This window comes from Streptomyces sp. MBT65 (assembly GCF_016612545.1).
In the GTDB taxonomy this organism is placed as follows: Bacteria; Actinomycetota; Actinomycetes; order Streptomycetales; family Streptomycetaceae; genus Streptomyces.
The window spans coordinates 1-21,849 of sequence record NZ_JAENRY010000121.1; the positions used below are offsets into that span (position 1 = coordinate 1).

Below are 21,849 nucleotides of genomic sequence, written 5' to 3' on the forward strand. Positions count from 1 at the left end.
CGAGGACAGTGTCTGCGCGCGCCGAGCGCCGTTCGTGGGGCGGCAGTTGTGGGCTACGGCCTACGACGCGAAGCGGCGGTTCGTCGGCGGCGAGTACCCGAACCAGGCCGAGCCGGGCGCGGACGGAGTCCACAAGTGGCAGGAGGAGAACCGGTCGTTGGACGGCACGGACCTCGTGCTGTGGGCCACGGTCGGCTCGCACCACTTCCCGCGCCCGGAGGAGTGGCCGGTGATGCCGGTGGCCAAGGCGCGGCTGCGCCTGGAGCCCGACGGCTTCTTCGACCGCAACCCGGCCCTGGACGTGCCCGCCCCCAACTCCTGCCACACGCCGAGCCCCTCGGCCCCGGACCACTGCTGCGGCTGACCGCGCCACCCCTCCCCCGAAAGGCGTCCCATGCGCGAGGAAGAGAACACCCGGCTCACCCGGACCGGACCCGGCACCCCGGCCGGTGAATGGATGCGCCGCTACTGGCAGCCGATCGCCCTCGGCGAGGAACTCGCGGGCGCACGACCGCTGGTGGCGCCCAAGGTGATGGGCCAGGACCTGGTCCTGTTCCGCGACGAGCAGGGCGAACTCGGTCTCGTCGACCGGGGCTGCCCGCACCGCGGCGCCGACCTGGCGCTCGGCCGACTGGAGGACGGCGGGCTGCGCTGCTGCTTCCACGGCTGGCTCTTCGCCCGCGACGGCTCCTGCCTGGACACGCCAGCCGAGCCCGCCGACAGTCCGCTCAAGTCCCGGGTCCGGCTGGGCAGTTACCCGGTCCGTGAGATCAACGGCATCATCTGGGGCTATCTCGGCCCCGGCGAACCGCCCGAACTCCCCGCCCTGGACTGCTTCCAGGCCCCCGCCGACCACGCCTTCGCCTGGAAGGGGCTGCTGGAGTGCAACTGGCTCCAGGCCCTGGAGGTCGGCATCGACCCCGCCCACGCCTCCTACCTGCACCGCTTCTTCCAGGACGAGGACCCCGCCGACAGCTACGGCAAACAGTTCCGCGCCGCCTCCCAGGGCACCGACCTCCCGATGACGAAGGTCCTGCGCGAGTACGGCCGCCCCGACATCGACGCCGTCCGCACCCCGTACGGCATCCGCCTCACCGCCCGGCGCACGCTGGACGGCACGGACACCCAGGGCCTGCGGATGGACGGCAGCCGTACCCATGTCCGCATCACCCACCAGGTGTTCCCGCACGCCTTCCACATCCCGCTGGACGCGGAGACGGCGATCACCCAGTGGCATGTGCCGATCGACGACAACTCCAGTTACTGGTACGCCCTGTTCATCAGTGTCGGCGGCCCGGTGGACCAGGCGGAGATGCGCCGCCAACGGGTCGGCGCGGTCACCCTGCCCGACTACCGGCCGCGGTTCGGCCGCGCGAACGGCTACGGCTACGACCCGGCGGAACAACGCACGACGACGTACACCGGGCTGGGCTTCGACATCAACGTGCACGACCAGTGGGCGGTGGAGGGCCAGGGGGCCGTCCAGGACCGGACCCGCGAGCATCTGGGCCGTTCCGACAAGGCCATCGTGATGTACCGCCGGATGCTCGGCGAGGCCATCGCCGCCGTCGAGCGCGGCGAGGATCCGCTCCTGGTGCTGCCGGCCGAGGAGGCGGGGCGGCTGCTCGGTCCGGTCGCCCTGGACGGGATCGGACCGACCGAGGGCTGGCAGGAGCACTGGGCCGCCGTCACCGACAAGCAGCGCGCCGACAGCAGTTGGGCGCAGCCGCTGGGAACGGACGGCTGAGCCGCGTGGGATTCATCGAACGGCACGGCCTGTGGACCGCCGAACAGGCCGCCGCCGCACGGGAGATACAGGCGCGCGCCGAGAGCGGCGGGATGACGGTGGTGCGGCTGGTCTTCGCCGACCAGCACGGTCTGCTGCGCGGCAAGACCGTCACCCTGGGCGAACTCGGCAACGTCCTGAGCGACGGTACCGGCATCGCCTCGTCCCTGCTCGCCAAGGACACCTCCGGGCGGACCGTGTTCCCGCTCTTCACCAAGGAGACACCGCTCGGGCTGCCCGAACTGCGCGGCGCCGCCGACATGGTGATGGTGCCCGACCCGCTGACCTTCCGGATGCTGCCATGGTCGCCGGGCACGGGCTGGCTGCTGTGCGATCTGCGCTTCACCTCCGGCGCGCCGGTCCCGCTGTGCACGCGCGGGCTGCTGCGCTCGGTCCTCGACCAGACCGACGGGCTGACCTACCGCACCGGTCTGGAGGTGGAGTTCCACCTCTTCCGGCTCGACGACCCCCGGCTGGGCCCCGGCGACCAGGGCCAGCCCGGCGCCGCACCCGAGGTCGGGATGCTGAACCACGGCTACCAGTACCTCAGCGAGCTGCGCTACGACGAACTCGACCCCATCCTCGACGTCCTGCGCTCCAACATCGAGGGACTCGGACTGCCGTTGCGCAGCCTGGAGGTGGAATTCGGCCCGAGCCAGGTCGAGTTGACCCTCCAGCCCGCCGACGGTCTCGGCACCGCCGACGCGATGGTGCTGCTGCGCAGCGCCGTGAAGCAGGTCGCCGCCCGCCACGGCCACCACGCCACCTTCATGTGCCGTCCCCATCTCCCCGGTGTGTTCTCCAGTGGTTGGCATCTGCACCAGAGCATGGTGCGGGACGGTGTGGGCATCTTCGCGCCGGGCAGCGGCGAACTCAGCACGCCCGGGCCGCCGTTGTCGCCGTACGGGACCGCCTTTCTCGGTGGGCTGCTGCGGCACGCGCGGGCCACGAGCGCGTTCTCGACTCCGACTCTCAATGGTTTCAAGCGCTTTCGCTCGCTGTCGTTGGCGCCGGACCGTGCGGTGTGGGGCAGCGACAATCGCGGGGCGATGGTGCGGGTGCTGGGTGACAGTCCGTCAAGTGCGCGACTGGAGAACCGGATCGGGGAACCCGCGGCCAATCCCTACCTCTACCTCGCCTCCCAACTCGCCGCCGGACTCGACGGGGTCGCGGGCGGCCTCGACCCGGGCCCCGCGGCCGACGAGCCGTACGCCGCCCGGGCCGAACACCTTCCCCGTTCGCTAGGCGAGGCCCTCGACGCGCTGGAGGCGGACCAGGCGCTGGCGACCCGGCTAGGCAAGGACTTCGTCTCCTACTACACGGGCATCAAGCGCGCCGAGATCGACCGCTTCAGCCAAGAGGTGACCGACTGGGAACAACGGGAGTACTTCCGTGTCTTCTGACCTCGACTCACCCCGCGCGACCACCGAACGCCTCCTGGTCCGGCAAGCCCGCTGGATCGCCCACGACGTCCTGGAACTACGCCTCACCCGGCCCACCGGAGGCGCCCTCCCGGCCTGGGAGCCGGGCGCACACGTGGAGTTGACCCTGCCCTCGGGTCTGCGGCGGGCCTACTCGTTGTGCGGAGACGTGGCGGACACGGAGACGTGGACGGTGGCGGTGCACCGCGCGCCCGACGGGCGTGGCGGCTCCCAGGAGATCCACGAAACCGCTCTCGTGGGACGGGAGTTGGAGGTGCGCGGGCCCGTCAACCGCTTCCCGCTCGTGCCCGCCCCCGGCTATCTCCTGCTGGCCGGTGGCATCGGCGTCACCCCGCTGCTGCCGATGGCCCGCGAACTCACGGCTCGCGGCCTGCCCTGGCGACTGGTCCTCGGCGCACGCGACCGCTCCCGGCTCGTGTACGCCGAGGAGTTGGTGAGGCTGGGCGGCGACCGGGTGCTGCTCGTCCCGCAGGACGAGGCGGGTCTGCCGGACCTGGCAGCCGAACTCGCCGCCACCCCGCCCACGCACGTCGTGTACGCCTGCGGCCCCCAGCCCATGCTCGATGCGGTAACGGCCCTGTGCCGTACGACCGACCCGGCGCGGTCACCACACCTGGAACGCTTCACCGCGGCCGAGGAGGCGGCTTCCGATCAACTCGGCGCGCCGAGCGGTGAGTTCGAGGTGGTGCTGGCCCGTTCGGGCGTGCGGCTGACCGTGCCCGCCGACCGTTCCGTACTGGATGTCGTCCGGGGGAAGTTCCCGGACGTGCCCTATTCCTGCGAGGAGGGGTACTGCGGCACCTGCGAGACTCCGGTCACGGCCGGGCTCCCGGACCACCGCGACACGGTGATCGAGCCGTCCGAACGGCCCACCGCCACCACGATGATGATCTGCGTGAGCCGCTGCCTCTCCCCCGTGCTCGAACTCGACCTCTAGGCACGGCCCTTCGCCAGCCGCCGTAGCAGCGCCCAGGGCCGGTACGGGATGACCTCAGCCAGCTGGCTCACCGCGAGCGACATGAACGCGACCAGGCCGTAGCCGAGGGTAGCGGGGTCGACACGTCGACTGACCGGCTTGAGCACGCCGTCGGCGGCCATCCTCCGCAGCCGGGCGTGCACGGTGTTCCGGGCCACGCCCAGCATCTGGGCGAGGGCGAGGATCGTTGCGCCGCCCGCCATGGTCGAGCGGCCACGCTCCTCCGGCACCACGTGGATCGTCGTCGTGGCTGCGGGCAGGTACCGCCGGGCAGTTCGCGTGTGTCGCGGCCTTCTCGCTGACCGGCGGTGCGATACCGGCGACCCTGCTGCGCATGCTCGGTGAGCTGACTCCGGCCGGGGGCTCCGCTCCCGCGACCATGGGTCTGATCCAGCAACTGTTCAACGCCGGCAGTCTCGTCGGCCCCACCCTCGCCGCATGGCTGGCCACCCGCACCGGCGACTGGCACTCCACCTGGTGGATCACCTGTGCCTGCGCGGCCGTTGGCATCACCCTCGGACTCCGCCTCGGCGACCGACCCGGATCCGCTACGACAACTCCCCTTCTCCGAGCCGCTGTTGGAGACCGGTACGGAGGGGATCGTCGGCGGGCAGGCCGAGTTCGGCGGTGATGGCGAGTGCGCGGGACCAGACCTGGTGGGCCGCGTCGGACTGGCCCGCGCCGTGGTGGCTGTCGCCGAGGCAGGTCAGACAGGCGGCCTCGCTGCGGCGCTCCCCGGTGGCGTGGAAGAGCTGGGCCGCCTGCCGGTAGCGGTCGACCGCCTGTTCGTAGCGGCCCAGTTGGTGGTGGATGTAGCCCAGGCTGTCGGAGATGTGGGCCTGTCCGTTCACGTCGTCGGCGGCCCGCGCGAGTTCGAGGGCCTGCTCGCAGTGGGCGAGCGCGCGGAGATGGTCGCCGAGGTGCGCGACCCGCCAGCCGATGTGGTTCAGTGCCGCGGCCTGTCCCGCCCGGTCGCCCGCGGCGCGGTAGTGCTCCAGACTCCGGTAGGCGTGCTCCAACGCGAGCATCGCGTTGCCCTCGGCGCCCGACATCCGCGAGAGATGCTGATGAGTGCGGGCCTGACCCGCGTCGCTGCCCACGGCGGCGAAGAGTTCGAGTGCGCGCAGGTAGTGCTCCCGGGCCGGTTCCGGGCAGTTCAGCCGGTCCAGGGCCAGCCCCAGACCGCGGTGGGCGCCCGCACGGCCGGCCGGGTCGCCCTCCCGCTCGGCCGCCGCCAGTGCGCGGTGCCCGGCGGTGAGCAGTGCCTGCCAGTAGCCGTGCCGGTCCAGGAAGGTGGTCAGCACGGTGACCAGCCGCCAGACGTGGGCGTCGAAGCCGGGCTGAGGATGTCGCACGATCGACAGCAGCACCGGGTGCTCGGCGAGCAGCCAGGCCAGCGCCCGGTCGTAGTCCTCGAACTCCACGGCGTTCGCCCCGGCTCTGGGCGCGGGCGCCTCCACCGGGTTGGGCTGCGGGGTCACCAATACGTCGGCGGCCCGCGCGGAGTGCAGATAGTGGTCCATCATCCGGTGCAGCGCCGAGCGGCGTTCCCACTCGTCGTCGTACGCGGTGACGAGTTCCCCGGCGTAGACCCGCAGCAGGTCGTGGAAGGCGTACCGCCCCGGAGCGTGCTCCACGAGCAGGTGGCCGCCGGTCAGTTCGGCCAGCAGCGCGCGGACGCGTTCGGTGGGTGCTCCGGCCAGCGCGGCCGCCGCGCGCCGGTCGAGGTCGGGTCCCGGGTGCAGGCCCAGCAGGCGGAACAGTCGGGCGGCGGCCGGGCTGAGCGCACTGTAGGACCAGGAGAACACCGCCCTCACCCGGCTGGACTCCTCGCCCCCGTCCAGGGCGTCCAACCGGCCGCCCGCTCCCCGGAGTTCCTCCGCCAGCGCGCCGAGGGACCGACCGGGCTGCGCGGCGGCGCGGGCCGACACCACGGCCAGCGCCAGGGGCAGTCCCGCGCACCAGGTGACGACGTCCGCCACCGCCGCCGGTTCGGCCGCGACCCGGGCCGCCCCCAGCCGCTCCGCGAGTACGTCGCGTGCGGCCGCCGGTGTCAGCGGGTCCACCGCGAGCAGATGGGCGCCCTCGGTCGCGGCCAGCCCGGTCAGCCGGTTCCGGCTGGTCACCAGCGCCATGCAGCCGACCGAGCCCGGCAGCAGCGGGCGGACCTGTTCCTCGTCGCGGGCGTTGTCGAGGACGACCAGCATCCGACGCCCCGTCAACAGGCTTCGGTAGAGACCGACTTGGGCTTCCAGCCCGGGCGGTATCCGATCCGGCCGTACCCCGAGCGCGTCCAGGAAGCCGCGGACCGCCTCGGTCGGCGGCACCACCGATCCCTGCGGGTCGAAGCCCCGCAGGTTCACATACAACTGCCCGTCGGGGAAGGCACTTTCCACCCGGCGCGCCCAGTGCACCGCGAGCGCCGTCTTCCCCACTCCCGCCATGCCCGACACCGCCGAGATGACCACGGCGGCGGACTCGCCCTCGGCCGAGGCGAGGATCGCGGCGAGCCGGGCCAGTTCGCCGTCACGGCCGGTGAATCCTCGTACGGCCATGGGGAGTTGGGCGGGAAGCTCGGTCTGGCGCGGCACCGCCGACGGCCCGGGGGACGGGGTCGACGCGGAGCGGTGGCCGCGCAGGATCGACTGGTGGAGCTGGCGCAGTGCCGGTCCGGTGTCCGTGCCCAGCTCCTCCGCCAGCCGTTTGCGGACGGCGGCGTAGCAGTCCAGGGCCTCCGCGCTGCGGCCGGTCTCGTGCAGGGCCCGCATCAGTGCTTCGGCCAGGGGTTCGGCGAGCGGGTACTCGCCGAGCAGACCGGTCAACGGGCCGATGACGGGGGCGGGATCGCCGTGGCGCAGTTCCGCGCGGGCCCAGCCGACGGCGGCGTCCTGGTGCTGCCGCCGCCAGGCCTCGCGCATCCGGGCCGCCCACTCGCCGTTCAGACCGGACAACGGCTCCCCGCGCCACAGGTCGAGTGCCTCGCGCAGCAGCCCCGCCCGGGCCGGGTCGGCCGGTCCCGCCGCCCGCGCCTGGTCGACCAACTGCCGGAAGCGGTACACGTCCACCTGTTCCGGGCGGGCCTCCAGGAGGTAGCCGCCGGAGCGGCGCACCAGTAACAGAGGCTCCCGTGCGGCCTCGTCGGCCCGCTCGCACATCCGCCGGATCCGGGCGACATGGGCGTGCACCGCGCCGCGCGCACCGTCCGGCGCACGCGGACCCCAGACCCGCTCGATGACCACGTCGACCGCGACGGGCCGGCCGACGTCCACCGCCAACGCGGCCATCACGGTGCGGCGTTGAGGCGGTCCCACCTCCACCGCGCGCCCCTGCGCCGACAGTTCCACCGGCCCCAGCAACTGCACGTCCACCATGGTGTGCGCCTCCCCCTGCACAAAGCCTCCTCCTTTTCTCCACGGACGTGTACGCGGCGCGACAAGCCTTCGACAAGGTTTCCCGTCACACCCCGATGCGAATCTGCTGGGGAACGGACGGGGCGCCGACCGCGTCCCGTCCGGGCATGACGGCAAGGCCGTCGCCTGGCGGCTGCGCAACAGGCAAACGGGGGCGAGACGTGTGATCACACAAGGAGTGATGGCACCTGCGACAAGGGTGCCGGTACGGCGGCCGGAGACCTTACCGGCCGCCACGGGCAACGCCGGCGGACGGAGCGTGCTGGAAGGCGCGTTCGCGCTGCTGGAAGCGGTGGAGCGGGCCGTGGAGGCGGGCCCGACAAGGCTGGCGTCCGACTGCGGACTGCCCAAGACGACGGCGTACCGGCTGCTGGAACAACTCGCGGACCTGGGCGCGGTGGAACGGTGCGGAGGGAGTTACCGGGTGGGCCCGCGGATGTTCCGCCTCGGGCGTGCGTGGCAGCCGCATCCCGGACTGCGCGCCGCCGCCCGGGAACCGATGCGCCGGCTGGCGCAGCTCACGGGGTCGACGGTGGGCATCGCGGTGCTGTGGAAGGGCGAGACGCTGATGGTGGAGTGGTGTCCCGAGGACGCCCGCAGACCCGATCCGCTGGAGACCCGGATGACCTGGCCGTGGTTCACCGCGGCCGGCAAGGTCCTGGTGGCCATGGCCGCCCCCGCACCCCTGCTGGGGCCGCTGCCCGCGTCCTGGTCGAGAGACGCGGTGGCGATACGGGAGCGCGGTGCCGCGTTCGACCGCGAGGAGGTGGTGACGGGGGTGTGCTGCGCCGCGGTCCCGCTGCTGGGGGTGCGCGGTACTCCCGTGGCGGCCCTGTGTGTCCTCACCGATCCGGCGCACCACCTGGAACGGCTGGCGGAGACCGCCCGCCGGACCGGCCGGGTGATCAGCGCGGGCCTCCGGAGACGGTGACGTAACGGGGGTGACGGAACGGGGTGTCGGTGCGGCCGGGTGCTCGTGCGGGGTCGAGCATCGACCGCACCGGCGCCCTCACCCGCTGGGACACGCGAAATCCCCTGCGCTCCCCCTGGATCCGCGTCGTACGCTGACGGCCGCTGTCTGCCGAGGGAGGACGCATGGGGATCCGAAGCCTGACCCGCACCGAAGCCGAGCGCCGGGCCGCGCTGGTCGCGGTCGAGCGGTACGACGTGGACGTCGATCTGACCGCGCTGCCGGACGGGCCGGAGGTCCGCTGCGTGTCCACCGTGGCGTTCACGTGTCACGAGCCGGGCGCGGAGACCTTCGTGGACTGTGCGGCCAGGGTCGTGAGCGCCACCCTCAACGGGACCGAACTCGCCCCCGCCGAGGACGGACGGATCCACCTCCACGGCCTCGGCGAGCACAACGTGTTGCGGGTGGAGAGCGTCCAGGCCGACACGACGACCGGCGAGGGCGTGCACAAGGCGACGGACCCCGCCGACGGCGAGGTGTACGTGTGGATGAGCTTCGAGCCGGACGAGGCCCGCTTCGTGTGGGCCTGCTTCGACCAGCCCGACCTCAAGGCCCCGCACGCCTTCACCGTCACGGCCCCCGCCGCGTGGACCGTCACCAGCAACTCCGGTGACGCGCGCGTCGAGGAGCTGGACGGGGCCCGCCGCTGGACCTTCCCGGACACCCCGCCCCTGGCGACGTACAACACCGTCGTCAACGCGGGCCCCTTCCACGAGGTGCGCCGCGAGGCCGACGGCCACAACCTGGGCCTGTACGCCCGCCGTTCACTCGCCGAGGTCCTGGAACGCGACGCGGACGAGATCCTCACCCTCACCCGTCAGGGCCTCGCGTTCTACGCCGAGGCCTTCGCGATGCCGTTCCCGCAGCACCGCTACGACCAGGTGTTCATGCCCGAGTTCGGCGGGGCGATGGAGAACTACGGCTGTGTGACCTGGTCGGACTCCTTCCTTCGGCGCGCCGTGCCGACTCCCGCCGAACACGGGCTGCTGGCACGGGTGTTGCTGCACGAGATGGCGCACATGTGGTTCGGCAACATCGTCACCATGCGCTGGTGGGACGACCTGTGGCTGAACGAGGCGTTCGCGGAGTTCGCCTGTCACTGGGCGGCCGAGCGCGCCACCCGGCACACGGACGCGTGGGCGAGCCATCTGATGATCGGCAAGATCAGCGCGTATCTGTCCGACCGGGGTCCCGCCTCGCACCCGATCCACCAGCCCATCCACGATGTCGCCGAGGCCGCGTCGATCTTCGACAACATCACCTACCCCAAGGGCGCTTCGGTCCTCCAGCAGCTCAAGACGTACGTCGGCGAAGAGAACTTCAGGTCCGGCATGGCCGCCTATTTCGCCCGGCACGCGTGGGGCAACACCACCCTCCAGGACCTGATCGACGCCCTGTCGGAGACCAGCGGCCGCGACCTGGACACCTGGCGCACGGCCTGGTTGGCGACGGCGGGCACCGACCGCTTCTCGCTGGAGCGCGACGGCGACACCGTCACGCTGGTGGCAGCCGAGCGTCCGCGTCCGCAGGTGCTGGCGGTGGGCGCGTACGGCGCGAACGGCGACGGGCTGGAACGCCGGGCGCTGGTGCGGGTCGAGGTGACGGAGCCGCGTACCGCGATCACCGGCCTGCCGTCCGGCGCGGACGTGCTGCTGATCAACGACGACGACCTGACCTTCGCGACGACCCGCCCGGACCCGACGACCAGGGACGCCCTCTTCCGTACGGCCGCGCGGTTGCCCACCGCCATCTCCCGGGGTGTGGCCGCGGCCACCGTGTGGGACATGCTCACGACCGGCGAGGCCACGGCGGTCGAGGCCGGGCGGTGCCTCACCTCGGTGCTGAGGGCCGAGACCTCCGACGCGGTGATCGAGCCCTACATCACCCTCGCCGCGAACGTCGCGGAGCTGTGGGCGCCGTCCGCCGAACGCGTCGCGTTGTCGGCGGAGGTGGCGGCGGCCTGCCGGAGTCTCGCCGAGGACCCCGGCCGCCGCCAGGTGGCGTTGCGCGGGCTGGCCCGTACCGCGACGACGGCGGACGATCTCGCCTGGCTGCGCGAACAGGCCGCAGGCGACGTGGACCTGAGCTGGCGCGCGCTGGCCCGTGAGGCGGAACTGGGCGGGGACGTCACCGCGGAGTCCGACCGGCTGCTCGCACGTGACCCGGACCCCGACGCCTGGCTCCGCGCCCTCACCGTCCGCGCGGCCCTGCCGGACGCCGACACGAAGGCGGACGTCTGGCAGCAACTGGTCGTGGACCGCACGGTCCCCGTCAACTCGGTCGGCCTGGTGGCGACCTCCTTCTGGCGTCCCGGACAGGACGCGTTGCTGTCCCCCTACGCCGAGCGCTACCTGGAGGCGGTCCCGAAGCTGCACCAGGGCGGAATGATCCCGGCGATACACAGCACGAGCCGTATCTTCCCGCCGCACGCCATCGACGCCGCATACATCGAGCGGGCCCGGCGGGTGTCCCAGGAGGCGGTCCCGGTGGTCCGTACGACCCTCCTGGAGCGCTCTGACGAGGTGAGCCGCATGCTGCGCGCCCGGACGCTGCGGCCCTGATCCGAGGTCGTCTCAACGCCCCAACCGGTCGGCCAGGCACGCGAGATAGAGCGCCATGGCCGTCCGGTACTCGCGCAGCGGGCGGCCGGTGATCTGCTCGATCTTGTTCATCCGGTAGACGACGGTGTTGCGGTGGATGTGCAGGGCCTCGGCGGTACGGACGAGGTTGAAGCCGCTCTCGCACCAGGCGGTGACGGTGTCGCGCAGGGCCGGCCAGTCCGGCTGGGCGCGCAGTTCGGTGGCGGTGAGTTCCAGCAGCCGGCTGCGGGCGGACTGGCTCACCGCCGTCACCATCTGGTGGACGCGCAGGTCGGTGATCAGGTGCACGGGGTCGGAGTCGGCGAACCGGGCGCCGAGGCGCAGCGCGTCGCACGCGTCCTGGTAGGAGTCGTGCAGGCCGCCGACGGCGGTGGCCGCCTCGCCGATGCCGGCGCGGGCCGCGAGACCGTCCTGGGCGGCGATGAGTTCGGTGACCCGTCGGCAGTCGGCGACGAGGGAGGTCGTGGCGCGTCCGGCGGGCAGGCGGTGCAGGACGCCGATCCAGCCGGGCGCGGTGGAGGCGACGATGTCCTGCGGGTCGGCGAAGAACTCCCCCACGGTGCGCAGGAGTTCGGAGCGGACCAGGGCCATGTCCCGGCTCCGGGTGCCGCCCTGCCGTCGGGGCGCGGGGTGCGGCACGGTCACCTCGAAGGCCACGGCGACCCGTCGTAGGCGCAGGTCGTAGCCGAGTTCGGCGGCGCGGAACACGAGGAAGTCGCCCTCGACGACCTGGGGGTCGTAGGACGCGATGTCGGCGAGGAGTTTCTCGGCGGCCCGCTCGGCGAGGAGCCGGGAGCGCAGCATCACGGACTCGCGGAGCAGGATCTCCGTCTGGCGTTTCACGAGCAGGCCGAAGCGGCGGACCTGGGCGGGGGTGCCGGTGATGCCGACCGTGCCCACGGCCTGTCCGTTGGTGATCAGCGGGAGGGTGACTCCCGGGCGCACTCCGCGCAGTTGCTGTGCCTGGGACGCGCTGTGCGTGGCCGGTTCCTTCGTGCGTACGACGTCCACGGACGCCTCGTGGAAGCTGCCGACGCGGCTGCTGTCGCCGCTGCCGATGACGATCCCCTCGGCGTCCGTGATCAGCACGTTGAAGCCGATGACGGCGGAGGTGTCCCCGGCGATCTCCTGGGCGAGTGACGGGCTGAGCACGGGGTTTCCTCCCGTCGCGGGCGAGCCGGATTGGACGCACCGTACAGGCGACCGCATGAATCCGGCCACAACTTCGTACGAAGTGGACGATGACGGACGGCGCCTTGATGCCTAGCGTTTGGGCCCAATCACTTCCCGCCGAGGGCACAGCGCGGTGAACGGCGGGTCCCTTCAGTGCCGATCCCTCAGTGCCGATACGGAAGGCCCGTGCCGATGATCCGTGTGCGCTCGCTCGTCGTGGCGTTGTCCGCGACGCTCATGTTGTCCACCGTCGCCGCCTGTGGTTCGGGCGGCGACGACGCCCCGAAGAACGTCTCCGCGAAGACCGCCGCCCTGGGCACGCTCACCCCCGGCGTCCTCAAGGTCGCCGTCCAGCCGTACGCGCCCTACACCACCGTGCAGGGCGGGAGGATCGTCGGGCTGGACGGCGACATCCTCTCCTACGTGGCCAAGAAGCTGGGCCTTCAAGTCAAGCCCCAGGTAACCGACTTCGCGGGCATGCTCGCCGGGGTCCAGTCCCGCCGTGTGGACATCACCATCGGCGGTGTCGCCTGGTCCGCGGACCGGCAGAAACAGGGGCTGTTCACCGATCCGCCGTACTACTCGCCCCCGGCGATGGCCGTGCGCAGCGGCAAGACCTACAAGACGCTCGCCGACCTCAAGGGCCTGAACCTCGGCACGGTCGACGGCTACGTCTGGGTCAAGTCGATCCAGGCCGTGCCCGGCGCGAAGCTGCACGCCTACCCGGACGCCAACGGCGTCTTCGACGACCTCGGCGCCGGCCGTATCGACGTCGGCTTCCTGGACCCGCTGATCATCATCGCGGCGCAGAAGCAGCGCCCGGACCTGAAGATCGCCACCGAGTACCTGACCCCGCCGACCGCCGCCGAGGTGAAGGCGAAGCCGGCCCTCCAGTACTTCCAGCCGTACCAGACGGGCTTCTATCTCCCCAAGAAGGCAACGAAGTTGGAGCGGGCGATCTCCGCGCAGATCGACGCGATGTACGAGAACGGCGAGTTGGCGAAGCTCGTCACCAAGTACGGCGGAGATCCTGCGCAGTTCCTCACGCCCGCCGCCGATGTCGCCACCTCCCGACGCGGTGTGGACCGGCCGAGCGACTGGACCCCGCCGTCCATCGGGAAGTGAGGCGCTGACATGTCGGGTCTCTTCCAAGTCCCCTGGTCCGACTACCGTTCCGACCTGATCGACGCGCTGTGGCGGACGATCTCGTACACGGTGGTCAGCTTCGTCGGCGCGGTGCTGCTGGGTCTGGTCGTGGCGCTGCTGCGGCTCAGCAAGGCATGGCCCGCGCGTGCCCTCGCCGCCGTCTACACGGAGCTCTTCAAGAACATCCCGCTCCTCGCCATCATCTTCCTGACCTACTTCGGCCTGGCCTCGGCGGGCATCCGGCTGGACGTGTTCACCGCCGGGTGTCTGAGTCTCGTCGTCTTCTACGCCGCCTATCTGTCCGAGATCTTCCGGTCCGCGATCAGCGGCGTGCACGACGGGCAGACCGAGGCCGGTGAGGCGCTCGGCATCGGGAAGGTGGGCGTCTTCGTCCACATCGTGCTGCCGCAGGCGGTCCGGCAGGCACTGGCCGGCACCAACACCATGCTCGTGGACCTGTTGAAGTCCACCTCGCTGCTGGTCACCGTCTCCGCCGCGGAGTTGATGTCGGAGGGGCGGCTGATCACCTCGGCGACGTTCCGTGCGCTGGAGGTGTATCTGGTCATCTCCGCCATCTACTTCGCCCTGTGCTATCCGCTCTCCCAGCTCCTCCTCCTGCTGGAGCGCAAGGTACGGGCGGGCGTCCCCCTCTCCCCCTGGCGACGACGCAGGGTGCGGGCGGCCAGGGCGCTGCTCGCCGCCGACCTCGGAGCGAACCTGAAGGAGCCGGCCGTATGACCGAGCCCGTCACCACGGCGAAGACCGCACCAACTGCCCACACGGAAGCGGTCGTTCGGATCGAGGGACTCAGCAAGTCCTTCGACGGGCGGCTCGTGCTCGACGACGTGAGTCTCGCGGTCGACCGCGGCCGGATCGTCAGCGTCATCGGGCAGAGCGGCGGCGGCAAGACGACGTTGATGCGCTGTGTGAACCTGCTGGAGCGGCCGGACCGGGGCACGGTCGAGGTCGCCGGGGAGGTGGTGCACCGCGACGGCCGTATGGTCTGCCGCGACCTGCCGGGGCTGCGCCGTACGGTCGGCATGGTCTTCCAGCGCTTCAACCTCTTCCCGCATCTCACGGCCGTGGAGAACGTCGTCGTGGCCCAACGCAAGGCCGGTGTACCGGAGTCGGAGGCCCTGGAGCGGGCCGTCGCCCTGCTGCGCCGGGTCGGGGTGGCCCATCGCGGTCTCGCCCTGCCCGACCGGCTCTCCGGCGGTGAGCAGCAACGCGTCGCGATCGCGCGGGCGTTGGCGCTCCGGCCCGAGGTGCTGCTCTTCGACGAACCCACTTCCTCCCTGGACCCGGAGGCGACCCGCGAGGTGCTGAGCGTGATGCGCGAACTGGCCACCGACGGCATGACGATGCTGCTGGTCACCCATGAACTCCCCTTCGCCCGCGAGGTGTCGGACCGTGTCGTCTTCGTCGACGGCGGCCGGATCGTCGAGGAGGGCCGACCGCAGCAGGTCATCGACCAACCCCAACAGGCCCGCACCCGCGCGTTCCTGGCCGCCTACGGATCGACGTCATGAGCGGGCACGGCGGCCCGGTCGTCGTGGTCGGCGGTGGTGTCGTGGGGCTGTGCACGGCCTACTACCTGGCCGAGTCCGGCCTGGAGGTGGAGGTCGTCGAGCGGCGCGCGCTGGGTTCGGGGGCGTCCCGGGGCAACGCGGGCTGGGTCTGCCTGAGCCATTCGACGCCGGTCCCCGCGCCCGGCGTGGTGCGCTACGCGCTCCGCTCCCTGGGCCGCCCTGACTCGCCCCTGTATCTACGACCGCTGCCCGATCCGGCGTTCGTCCGGTGGCTGTGGCGGTTCTGGCGCAGCAGCACCCCGGCCGCGTTCCGCAGCGGTTATACGGCGATCGCCGAGCTGAACCGCACCACGTTCGACCTCTTCGACGGGTTGCGGGCGGCCGGGGTCGAGACCGGCCTGACCCGGCCCGGCATGGTGCACGCGTTCCTCTCCCCCGCCGAGGCCCGCCACCATCTCGCCGTCCAGCGGCAGATGGCGCACGGCCGCTACCCGATGCCGGACGACGTGGTCACGGGCGACGCGGCCCGGCTCCTCGACCCCGCGCTGTCCGAACGGGTCCGCGCGGCCTATCTCGTGGAGGGTGAGGGCGTGGTCGACCCGGAGGCGTTCGCCCGCGCCCTGGGCGAGGCGCTCACCGCGTCCGGGGTGAAGATCCACGAGAACACGGAGGCCACCGGGTTCCGGACCGAGGGCAACCGTGTCACCGCGCTGCGCACCGCGACAGGCGAGATCCCGTGCTCGGCCGCCGTCATCGCGGCCGGCACACGCTCCTCGGACCTCCTCGGCTCGCTCGGCCGCCCCCTGCCGTTGCAGGCCGGGAAGGGCTACAGCTTCTCGGTCGACCTCGATCCGGCACCCCGGCACACGCTGTACTTCGGCGAGCGCAGGGCCGTCGCCTCGCCGATCGGGGCCACCACCCGCATCGGCGGCACGATGGAGCTGAGCGGCAACAACAACCATCTCGACTGGCGCCGGATCGTCGCGGTCGCGCTGGCCAGCCGGCACTATCTGGGCCGCTGGTTTGACGACCCGGACGACTTGGTCAGCCTCATCCGCGATCCCTGGGTGGGCGGGCGCCCCTTCCTGCCCGACGGGCTCCCGGTCATCGACCGTGTTCCCGGGCACGACAACGCGTTCGCGGCGACCGGACACGGGATGCTCGGCGTCACCCTGGGCCCGGTCACCGGGCACGCGCTCGCCGAGTACCTCCGCACCGGCCGTCGTCCCGACGTCCTCACACCGTTCCGTTTCGGCCGGGGGCCCGGGTGAGGGCCTAGCTAGTCCGCCGGTGGTGTCGGGTGCGGAGAGGAGGGCTGTACGCGCAGCGGGCGGGCCGCCCACGCGGGCAGGTGCCAGTTCCAGCCGCCGAACAGGGAGACGAGGGACGGGACGAGCAGCATCCGCACGATGGTCGCGTCCAGCAGGATGCCGATGCCGAGGCCGGTCGCCAGGGTCTTGAGGTCGGTGCCCGGTCCCGAGGCGAGCGCGGCGAAGGCGAGGAACAGGATGAGTGCGGCGCTGGTGACCAGCCGTCCGGTGCGGCCGATGCCCTCGACGACGGCCTCGTCGGTCGAGAGGCCGGCGTCGTACTCCTCGCGGATGCGGGAGAGGATGAACACCTCGTAGTCCATGGACAGCCCGAACAGGAACGCGAAGATCATGATCGGGATCCAGAACGTGACGGCTCCGGTGGCGGCGATGCCGAAGATCGCGTCGGAACCGTGGCCGTCCTGCCAGAACAGCACCATCAGGCCCAGGGTCGCCGCCAGCGAGACCAGGTTCAGCAGCACCGCCTTCAGCGGCAGCAGCAGGGAGCGGAAGGCGCGCACGAGCAGGATGTACGTCAGCAGCGCGATGATCGTGAGCATCAGCGGGAAGTTGCCGTAGACGGCGTGCAGGAAGTCGATCTGGGCCGCGCCGACCCCGGCGACTCCGACAGCCCCGGGCAGGTGCTCGGTGACGGTCTTGACCCGTCTGACGACGTCGACGCTCTGCGAGTTGACCGTCTCGGTGTCCGGGATGACGACGACGATGCTCTGCCCGCCCTGGTTGCCCGCGGGCCCGGTCGGCACGAACACGCTGCGCACGCCGTCGACCTTGGCGAGCGCGGCGGCGACCGGTTTCGCCTGGTCGGTGCTGACCAGGACCTCCATCGGGGTCAGCGCGCCGGTCGGGACACCGCCGCGCTCCAGGGTCTGGAGGGTGTCGTAGGCCGGGCCGTTCTTGGCCAGTGACTCCGAGGAGGCGAGGCCGATCTTGATGCCGAGGAAGACACCGACCAGGGCGGCGAGCGCGGCCACTGCGGTGCCGGCCGCGATCCAGCGGCGCCGTACGACGGCTGCGGTCCAGCGGCTCCAGAAGCGGCTCGCCCGGTTCTCGTGCCGGATCTTCGGCCAGTCGACCTTGGGTCCGATGCCGCCGAGGATCGCGGGGGTCAGGGTGAGCGTCGTGAGCACGCTCGCGAGCGGGATGAGCGCGCCGCCGTAGCCCATGCTGCGCAGGAACGGCACCGGCAGGACGACCAGGGAGAGCAGTCCGATGGCGACCGTGACCCCGCTGAAGACGATCGCGTGTCCGGCGTGCTCCATCGCGACCACGACCGCGTCGTGGTTGTCGCGGCCGCGGTCGCGCTCCTCGCGCCAGCGGGTGACGAAGAGGAGCGAGTAGTCGATCGCGACGCCCAGGCCGATGAGGGCGACGAGGAACTGCACGATGAAGGACACGTCGGTCGCGTAGGTGAGCGGCAGCAGCATCACGAAGGTCGCGAGGATCGACACCGCGGCGACGAGCAGCGGCAGCAGGGCCAGGAAGGACGCGAACACGAAGGCGAGGACGGCGAGTGCGCCGACGGCGCCGAGGAGCGTCTCGCCGAGCACGCCGGGCCCGCCGCCGTCGTCGCCGCCGGAGGCGAGCGGGTCCTCGCCCGTCACGCCGACCTTTGCACCGGCCGGCATGGCCTTCTCGGCCGCCGTCCGGATCGGGTCGGTCAGCAGCGTCTGGCTGGGGGACGGGTTGAACCGGTAGAAGACCAGCGCGTAGGCGGTCCGGTCGTCCTTCGTCCGGAACGCCTTGTCCCCGGTGTTCGCCTCGTCGATCACCCGCAGTCCCGGTGCGGCCGTGCCGGCGGCGGTGAACACGCGGCCGACGTCCGTCTCGTGACCGGTGACGGTCTGTCCGGCCGGCAGGGTGACCGCCACGAGATACGGATTGGTGTCGCCGCCGCTGCCGAAGGCCTTCTCGATCTTGTGCGCGGTCACGGTGCCGGGCTGGCCGGGCAGCGAGAAGTCGATCGTCAGCCGGTCCGTGGTCCGGCCGGCCAGCGCGATGCCGGCGATCAGGACCAGGCCCCAGAACGCCACAACCGCCTTGCGATGACGCAGAACGAATTCGGCCCACCGTCGCATGCCGGACCTTCCCCGGGTCGTAGGTTGCGCGAGTCTAGCCCGCCGCCCCGTTCATCCGCTATCGGGATAATCCATCCGGATTGACATGATCCGGAAGCACAGAATCCGCATACCCGCCCCTCGGGAAGAGTGCGCGGCGCAGGTCTGTTTAGCCTGTCGGTACCGGATCATCCCCGGACTCCCGAGGACGGAGCAGTCAAGGTGAACGACGCGTCGAAGGCCGACATACACCAGGTGACGGACGTCCCGCCCCCGACACCCGAGACCCTGGAGCGGGTACGGCGGCATCGGCGCCACACCCTGGAACTGCTCACCGTCTGCGCCGTCGGCCTCGTCCCCTGGACGGTCCTGCTGGCGGTGACGCTGCCGTCCGGCTACGAGGTCCACCAGTGGCGGACGACCTGGGTCGGGTTCGACGTGCTGCTCGTGCTGGCGATGGCGGCGACCGCGCTGCTCGGCTGGCGGCGGCACCGAGGGGTCATCGTGGCGGCGATCTTCTCGGCGGCGCTGTTGATCTGCGACGCATGGTTCGACGTGTCGCTCGCCTTCGGTACCTCGGACGTCTGGTCGGCCGCGGCCCTCGCGGTCTTCGCCGAACTGCCGCTGGCCGGCTATCTGATCCACCGGGTCCTGGCGATGATCTCGCTCGCGCGCTGGCCGAACGCGGAAGCGGCCACCCGGCTCACCGAATAACCGCCTTTGCCTCTCGGGCAACGGTGAGGTTTTCGCAACTCCCCTTTGTTCCCGATGACTTCGTTCGGAAATCCCCAGGGCTGAAGTTGGTCGCCATGGAGAGCGGCGAGGTGGCAAGACCTCGGCGCGCGGCATGGAGGATGTCATGCCCGAGATGTATTTCGATGTGCGCTGGCCCGACGGACTGACCCAGCGCTGCTATTCCCCCTCCACGATAGTCGAGGACTACTTCACCCCGGGCGCCGAATACGAGCTCGCCGAATTCGTCGAGCGCAGCCGTACAGCCCTCGGAATCGCCGGGGAACGAGTGCGGGAGAAGTTCGGCTTCTTCTGCACCGGCGCCTCCGACCAACTGGCGCGCATAGAACGGACGGCGGCCGCGTACGGCGACGTCGGCGGCGCCAAGGTCACGGTCGAGTCGCTCCTCGGCGCGGACGGGAGTCCGCGATGAGCCCGGCGGTACGGCTGGCCGGCGCGCACTTCCCGGTGGCCGTGGTGGGCGGTGGTCAGGCGGGACTCTCCGTCAGCCACGAACTGCGCGAGCGCGGCATCGACCACGTGGTCGTCGAGGCCCACCGGGTCGGACACGAGTGGCGCGAGCGCCGCTGGGACTCCTTCTGTCTGGTAACCCCCAACTGGCAGTGCAGGCTGCCCGGTTACCCCTACCAGGGCGACAACCCCGACGGGTTCATGGTCCGCGACGACATCGTGCGCTATCTGGAGGGCTACGTCGCCCGCTTCCGCCCGCCGCTGGTCGAGGGCGTGACGGTCACCAGACTGCGGCGCTCCCCGAGCGGAGTCTTCGAACTCACCACGACCGGAGGGGACTTCACCGCCGACCAGGTGGTGATCGCCACCGGCCCCTACCACTCCCCTTCCCTGCCTCCGATGGCCCAGCGACTGCCCGACTCCGTCACCCAGGTCCACTCCTCCCGCTACCGCAACGCCGCTCAACTCCCCCCGGGCGCCGTCCTGGTGGTCGGCACCGGCCAGTCCGGCTGCCAGATAGCGGAGGACCTGCACCTCGCCGGACGCCAGGTCCATCTGGCCGTGGGCAGCGCGCCGCGTGTCGCCCGCTTCTACCGGGGCCGTGACTGTGTGGCCTGGCTCGACGAGATGGGTCACTACGCGAAGAGCATCGACGACTTCGACGACGCCGGCGCGGTCCGGATGCGCGTCAACCACTACGTCACCGGACGCGACGGAGGCCGCGACATCGACCTGCGCGCCTTCGCCCGCGACGGCATGCGGCTGTACGGCCGACTCACCGAAGTCGGCGGCAGCACGCTGGAGTTCGCCGACGACCTCAAGGTGAACCTGGACCACGCGGACGCCGTGGCGGAGGGCATCAAGGACGCCATCGACGCCCACATCACCGCCCAGGGCATCGCGGCACCGGACGAGCCCCGCTACACACCCGTGTGGGAGCCGGACGACCAGCCCCGCGAACTCGACCTGGTCCAGGCCGACATCACGTCCGTCGTCTGGTCGACCGGATTCCGGCGCGACCACCGCTGGATCGAGGCACCGGTCTTCGACGGCCGCGGCTACCCGATGCACTGGCGCGGCGCCACCAGCGTCCCCGGCGTGTACTTCCTGGGCCTGCCCTGGCAGCACTCGTGGGGTTCGGGCCGCTTCGAAGCGGTGGGCAGGGACGCCGAGTTCCTCGCGAACCACATCGAGGCCTCGCGCCGCCTCGCCGACGTCTGCGGCACCCTCACCGGCGCCCCCACCGAGCTCGCCTCCGCCCTCCCGATCGGCTGAGGAACGGGATATAAGACCATGGTCTACGACGCACACCGCCACATCGGCGTCCTGCCCGCCTACCCCTTCTACGGTGGCCCGCCCGTCAACCCCGACACCACCGCCCGCGCCACGGTCAAGCAACTCGTCGCCGACCTGGACGCGGAGGGCACCGAACGCGCTCTGGTCATCCCCAACTACGGCGTGCCCGACCCCGCGATCGCCTTCTCCTTCAACGAGTTGGCGATCGAGGCCGCCCAGACCGACGACCGCATCCGGGCCGGACTGTGGGTCTCCCCGCGCCCCGAGGACGAGCAACGCACCGTGCAAGCACTGGAGTTGGCGGGCGAACGGGGCGTGAAGGCGCTCAAGCTGAGCTTCCTGCTCGGCGGCCGTCCGACCGATCCCGCCTGCCGCCCGCACCTGGACCGCATCTTCGCCGTGGCGGCCCGGCACGGGCTGGTGGTGCACGTCCACACCTCTCCCGGCGCCGCGTCCGACATCGACGAGGTCGGCCACCTGGTCGACTGGTACGCCGACCAGGTCCCCGTCCATCTCGTGCACTTCGGCGGTGGGATGAGCGGCCACATCAAGCTCGCCGGCTCCCGGTTCTTCGACTGGATCAGCGCCGGCAAGCACGTCTACACCGACCTCTCCTGGGCCATCGGTTTCACTCCCCGCTGGCTGGCCCGGGAGATCGAGCGCCGCGGCATCGGCCACGACCGGGTGCTCTTCGCCAGCGATCAGCCGTGGGGCGACTTCACGGGTGAGTACACCCGCCTCGCCGAAGCGACCGGCGGCGGCGAACTCGGCGAGCTGGTCTTCAGGGACACGTTCGCCGCGCTCTACGACTGACCGACCTCCCTCTCAAGTCCGGCACGTACGTACAAGGAGACAGCCATGTCCGAAACCGTCGAACTCAGCGAGATCGAGCAGCAGTCCCTCAACGAGATCCCCCACCCGTCCCTCCCCGAC

The 21,849-nt window shown here is 71.4% G+C and carries 18 protein-coding genes and 1 pseudogene; 15 read left to right on the forward strand and 4 right to left on the reverse strand.

What is annotated here, in order from left to right; translation table 11 throughout:
• The 4 genes and pseudogenes from JHN63_RS26215 to JHN63_RS26230 all read left to right on the forward strand — a co-directional run.
• Positions 1-364: pseudogene (locus JHN63_RS26215) on the forward strand (monoamine oxidase); the annotation flags it as partial.
• Between the two features lie 30 nt (positions 365-394).
• Positions 395-1,747 (forward strand): aromatic ring-hydroxylating dioxygenase subunit alpha, encoded by a 1,353-nt coding sequence (locus tag JHN63_RS26220; RefSeq protein WP_200684969.1) that lies wholly within the window; start codon positions 395-397, stop codon positions 1,745-1,747.
• Positions 1,748-1,752: 5 nt separating this feature from the next.
• Positions 1,753-3,189 (forward strand): glutamine synthetase family protein, encoded by a 1,437-nt coding sequence (locus tag JHN63_RS26225; protein ID WP_200684971.1) that lies wholly within the window; start codon positions 1,753-1,755, stop codon positions 3,187-3,189.
• Positions 3,179-4,165: a PDR/VanB family oxidoreductase gene (locus JHN63_RS26230; protein ID WP_200684973.1), complete on the forward strand. Its 987-nt coding sequence runs from the start codon at positions 3,179-3,181 to the stop codon at positions 4,163-4,165. The genes JHN63_RS26225 and JHN63_RS26230 overlap by 11 nt, the downstream gene beginning before the upstream one ends.
• On the opposite strand, the gene JHN63_RS26235 is transcribed toward JHN63_RS26230, so the two are convergent.
• A complete protein-coding gene (locus JHN63_RS26235) occupies positions 4,162-4,434 on the reverse strand; it encodes a winged helix-turn-helix transcriptional regulator (RefSeq protein WP_307781984.1) in 273 nt (90 codons plus the stop codon). The two genes, JHN63_RS26230 and JHN63_RS26235, sit on opposite strands and share 4 nt — an antisense overlap.
• Positions 4,435-4,538: 104 nt before the next feature.
• On the opposite strand from JHN63_RS26235, the gene JHN63_RS54805 reads away from it, so the two are divergent.
• A complete protein-coding gene (locus tag JHN63_RS54805; RefSeq protein ID WP_374222947.1) occupies positions 4,539-4,835 on the forward strand; it encodes a hypothetical protein in 297 nt (98 codons plus the stop codon).
• Here JHN63_RS54805 and JHN63_RS26240 read toward each other — a convergent pair.
• Positions 4,753-7,596 carry a BTAD domain-containing putative transcriptional regulator gene (locus JHN63_RS26240; protein ID WP_200684975.1) on the reverse strand — a complete coding sequence of 948 codons (2,844 nt, stop codon included), beginning with the start codon at positions 7,594-7,596 and terminating at the stop codon, positions 4,753-4,755. The two genes, JHN63_RS54805 and JHN63_RS26240, sit on opposite strands and share 83 nt — an antisense overlap.
• Positions 7,597-7,795: 199 nt before the next feature.
• Between JHN63_RS26240 and JHN63_RS26245 the strand changes: the two genes are divergently transcribed.
• Positions 7,796-8,545 (forward strand): IclR family transcriptional regulator, encoded by a 750-nt coding sequence (locus tag JHN63_RS26245; RefSeq protein WP_234477715.1) that lies wholly within the window; start codon positions 7,796-7,798, stop codon positions 8,543-8,545.
• A 164-nt stretch (positions 8,546-8,709) separates the two neighbouring features.
• Complete coding sequence (pepN, locus tag JHN63_RS26250) at positions 8,710-11,145, forward strand: aminopeptidase N (protein WP_200684983.1); 2,436 nt, start codon at positions 8,710-8,712, stop codon at positions 11,143-11,145.
• Positions 11,146-11,157: 12 nt separating this feature from the next.
• Here the strand turns inward: pepN and JHN63_RS26255 are convergent, their stop codons facing one another.
• Complete coding sequence (locus JHN63_RS26255) at positions 11,158-12,336, reverse strand: sugar diacid recognition domain-containing protein (protein WP_200684985.1); 1,179 nt, start codon at positions 12,334-12,336, stop codon at positions 11,158-11,160.
• A 213-nt stretch (positions 12,337-12,549) separates the two neighbouring features.
• On the opposite strand from JHN63_RS26255, the gene JHN63_RS26260 reads away from it, so the two are divergent.
• The 4 genes from JHN63_RS26260 to JHN63_RS26275 are packed head-to-tail and all read left to right on the forward strand — an operon-like array spanning position 12,550 to position 16,303.
• The gene (locus JHN63_RS26260; protein WP_200685008.1) at positions 12,550-13,482 is read left to right on the forward strand and encodes an ABC transporter substrate-binding protein; all 933 of its coding nucleotides are present in this window, start codon (positions 12,550-12,552) and stop codon (positions 13,480-13,482) included.
• 9 nt (positions 13,483-13,491) lie between these two features.
• Positions 13,492-14,241, forward strand: a complete 750-nt coding sequence (locus tag JHN63_RS26265) for an amino acid ABC transporter permease (protein WP_200684987.1) — start codon at positions 13,492-13,494, stop codon at positions 14,239-14,241.
• Entirely contained in the window at positions 14,238-15,032 is a 795-nt protein-coding gene (locus JHN63_RS26270) for an amino acid ABC transporter ATP-binding protein (protein WP_200684989.1), read from the forward strand. Before JHN63_RS26265 ends, JHN63_RS26270 begins: the two co-directional genes overlap by 4 nt.
• Complete coding sequence (locus JHN63_RS26275; protein ID WP_200684991.1) at positions 15,029-16,303, forward strand: FAD-binding oxidoreductase; 1,275 nt, start codon at positions 15,029-15,031, stop codon at positions 16,301-16,303. Before JHN63_RS26270 ends, JHN63_RS26275 begins: the two co-directional genes overlap by 4 nt.
• 8 nt (positions 16,304-16,311) lie before the next feature.
• On the opposite strand, the gene JHN63_RS26280 is transcribed toward JHN63_RS26275, so the two are convergent.
• The gene (locus JHN63_RS26280) at positions 16,312-18,438 is read right to left on the reverse strand and encodes an MMPL family transporter (RefSeq protein ID WP_200684993.1); all 2,127 of its coding nucleotides are present in this window, start codon (positions 18,436-18,438) and stop codon (positions 16,312-16,314) included.
• 201 nt (positions 18,439-18,639) lie between these two features.
• On the opposite strand from JHN63_RS26280, the gene JHN63_RS26285 reads away from it, so the two are divergent.
• The 4 genes from JHN63_RS26285 (at position 18,640) to JHN63_RS26300 (ending at position 21,729) form a co-directional block, all read left to right on the forward strand.
• A complete protein-coding gene (locus JHN63_RS26285; protein WP_200684995.1) occupies positions 18,640-19,131 on the forward strand; it encodes a hypothetical protein in 492 nt (163 codons plus the stop codon).
• 145 nt (positions 19,132-19,276) lie between these two features.
• Entirely contained in the window at positions 19,277-19,582 is a 306-nt protein-coding gene (locus tag JHN63_RS26290) for an MSMEG_0570 family nitrogen starvation response protein (protein WP_200684997.1), read from the forward strand.
• Positions 19,579-20,895 (forward strand): MSMEG_0569 family flavin-dependent oxidoreductase, encoded by a 1,317-nt coding sequence (locus JHN63_RS26295; RefSeq protein ID WP_200684999.1) that lies wholly within the window; start codon positions 19,579-19,581, stop codon positions 20,893-20,895. The genes JHN63_RS26290 and JHN63_RS26295 overlap by 4 nt, the downstream gene beginning before the upstream one ends.
• 18 nt (positions 20,896-20,913) lie before the next feature.
• A complete protein-coding gene (locus JHN63_RS26300) occupies positions 20,914-21,729 on the forward strand; it encodes an amidohydrolase family protein (protein ID WP_200685001.1) in 816 nt (271 codons plus the stop codon).
• Positions 21,730-21,849 lie beyond the last annotated feature (120 nt).

What these genes read in the sequence shown, in the direction of transcription:
- pepN (WP_200684983.1), top strand. Translation starts at nt 8,710, where the DNA reads ATGGGGATCCGAAGCCTGACCCGCACCGAAGCCGAGCGCCGGGCCGCG.
- JHN63_RS26265 (WP_200684987.1), top strand. Translation starts at nt 13,492, where the DNA reads ATGTCGGGTCTCTTCCAAGTCCCCTGGTCCGACTACCGTTCCGACCTG.
- JHN63_RS26280 (WP_200684993.1), bottom strand. Translation starts at nt 18,438, where the DNA reads ATGCGACGGTGGGCCGAATTCGTTCTGCGTCATCGCAAGGCGGTTGTG.
- JHN63_RS26260 (WP_200685008.1), top strand. Translation starts at nt 12,550, where the DNA reads ATGATCCGTGTGCGCTCGCTCGTCGTGGCGTTGTCCGCGACGCTCATG.
- JHN63_RS54805 (WP_374222947.1), top strand. Translation starts at nt 4,539, where the DNA reads ATGCTCGGTGAGCTGACTCCGGCCGGGGGCTCCGCTCCCGCGACCATG.
- JHN63_RS26220 (WP_200684969.1), top strand. Translation starts at nt 395, where the DNA reads ATGCGCGAGGAAGAGAACACCCGGCTCACCCGGACCGGACCCGGCACC.
- JHN63_RS26275 (WP_200684991.1), top strand. Translation starts at nt 15,029, where the DNA reads ATGAGCGGGCACGGCGGCCCGGTCGTCGTGGTCGGCGGTGGTGTCGTG.
- JHN63_RS26270 (WP_200684989.1), top strand. Translation starts at nt 14,238, where the DNA reads ATGACCGAGCCCGTCACCACGGCGAAGACCGCACCAACTGCCCACACG.
- JHN63_RS26245 (WP_234477715.1), top strand. Translation starts at nt 7,796, where the DNA reads ATGGCACCTGCGACAAGGGTGCCGGTACGGCGGCCGGAGACCTTACCG.
- JHN63_RS26290 (WP_200684997.1), top strand. Translation starts at nt 19,277, where the DNA reads ATGCCCGAGATGTATTTCGATGTGCGCTGGCCCGACGGACTGACCCAG.
- JHN63_RS26295 (WP_200684999.1), top strand. Translation starts at nt 19,579, where the DNA reads ATGAGCCCGGCGGTACGGCTGGCCGGCGCGCACTTCCCGGTGGCCGTG.
- JHN63_RS26300 (WP_200685001.1), top strand. Translation starts at nt 20,914, where the DNA reads ATGGTCTACGACGCACACCGCCACATCGGCGTCCTGCCCGCCTACCCC.